The 2,065-nt window shown below is 61.1% G+C and carries 1 protein-coding gene; it reads right to left on the bottom strand.

Annotated features, from left to right (window positions below):
* Positions 1-2,015 (bottom strand): methyl-accepting chemotaxis protein (locus H6M51_RS24115; RefSeq protein WP_185812301.1); only part of this gene is annotated, 2,015 nt, incomplete at its 3' end.
* Positions 2,016-2,065 lie beyond the last annotated feature (50 nt).

Genomic DNA, 2,065 nt, shown 5'->3' with positions numbered 1-2,065 from the left:
GTATTGATCTCCCGCAGTCCGGACGCCTGTTCGCCGGTTGCGCGCGAGATCTGCTGCATCAGGGAGTCGATCGCCTTGACCTGCTCGGCAATACGATCCAGCGCGCCGCCCGTTTCGGCAACCAGTGTGACGCCCTGCCCCACCTGTTCGTTTGACGCCGAGATCAGCGCCTTGATTTCCCGCGCCGCCTGGGCAGACCGCTGGGCAAGTTCGCGAACCTCCTGGGCGACAACCGCAAAACCCTTGCCCGCTTCACCGGCACGCGCGGCCTCGACCCCGGCATTCAGCGCAAGCAGGTTCGTCTGGAAGGCAATTTCGTCGATCACGCCAATGATCTGGCTGACCTTGCCCGAACTGTCCTCGATCCCCTCCATGGCCGCGATCGCCTTGCGGACCACATCACCGGACCGTTCGGCCTCGGTGCAGGCCGTCTTGACCTTGCTGGCCGCCAGTTGGGCATTGCCAGCGCTTTCGTTGAGCTTGTCGGCGATTTCGCCCAGTGCAGCCGTGGTTTGCTCAAGGCTTGCTGCCTGTTGCTCTGTCCGCTTCGAAAGCTGGTCGGAGCTGCGGCTGATTTCGCGTGTGCCACCGTTCAATGTGTCGACCGTGACATTGAGCCGGATGACCGTTTCTTCGAGGCTCTGAACGGCGGAATTGTAGTGATCCCGCAGTTCTTCGTAGGAGCCGGGGAAGGGTTCGGTAATCCGGTGGGACAGGTTTCCGTCGGCAAGCTGTTGCAGGCCCTTGCCGAGCGCGACCACCACCTTGCGCTGGGTTTCCGCGACACCGAGGCGCTCCGCCTCTGTCTGGCTGCGCTGCTCTTCCGCCGCCAGACGTTGCCGTTCGGCGACTTCGCCGATCATGCGCCCCTCCGCGAGTTTGTGCCTGAACAGGTCGAGCGACTTTGCGAGAGCCCCGACCTCATCCTTGCGATCCTGTCCAAAGACAGGCTGTTCGTATTCGCCCTCAGACAGCCGCGAGACTTCGCGCAGCAGGGAGCCGATCGGCGTCTGGATGAACATCCGGACGGCGATCAGAAGCGAGGCGATGACCGCGGCCATGATCACCAGGCCGCCGGCCACCAGGATCAACGTCTGCTGGTTGACCACATTGGAGACAACGCTCACCGGAACGTCTTCAACGACCATCCAGCGGGTATTGAGGCCGGGCAGATCAAAGGGCATCACGACACGGAAGACGGGCTGCTGATCGACACCGATGACATTCTCGAGAATGACGGTCTCGCCGTTGAGGACGGCAGCTTTGGCCGTCGCATTGCCCTCAAACTCGTAAGGCTTCATGACGCTCGCCTGCTCGGGCGCCGTGAGCCAGCTTCCCTTCGCAGTCAGGAGATAGATGCGCCCGGTGCCGAATGGACGCTTGTCCTTCAGCGAGGCGGCAAGCGTTTCAAGCCCAACATCGACCCCCAGCACCCCGCGCAGCTTTTCATTCGTGATCACGGGATAGACGATGCTCATCATCAGCATGTTTCCCGCTTCTTCCTCCACATAGGGCTCAGTCGCCACCCCGGCACGTTTGCTCGAAGGCAGCGCGAAATACGCTTCTTCGCGATTGATCACCTCGGGCACGATCAGTTCGAGACCATTCTGCCCGCGCGTCCAGTAGGGGGTGAACTCACCATTGGCATTCGTACCGCTCGCAGCATCTGGCTCGTATGTCGAGCCATCGAAACCATTGACGTCCTCAAGCATCCAGGAGCCAAAAACCAGATCGAATTTCTCGATGAGTGCCGGCAACATCTCCGTCAACTCGGCGCGCGTCACATCGGTGCGCTCGACCAGGGAAGCCATCACCTTCACCGAACCGGCCAGGTTGTTGAGCTGCGACGCAACTTCTTGAGCCGTCGCTCTCGCATCGGTACGGGCCTGTTCGAGGGTCATGGAGACAGTGCGTTCGCGCACCTGGGTGATGACGAATGCGAAGGTGACGACGAGGCACAGCAGGATCGCAGTCGCGCTCACGCTGAGGAGTTTGAATGCGAGAGTCTTGGTCATTGGCTTTCCTTGAGCAAAGACCCAACCCAAACAGTGGCTTGGTCTGGACT

Source organism: Rhizobium sp. AQ_MP (assembly GCF_014237835.1).
Classification (GTDB): Bacteria; Pseudomonadota; Alphaproteobacteria; order Rhizobiales; family Rhizobiaceae; genus Allorhizobium.
This window is presented reverse-complemented; position numbering and strand designations above follow the sequence as displayed.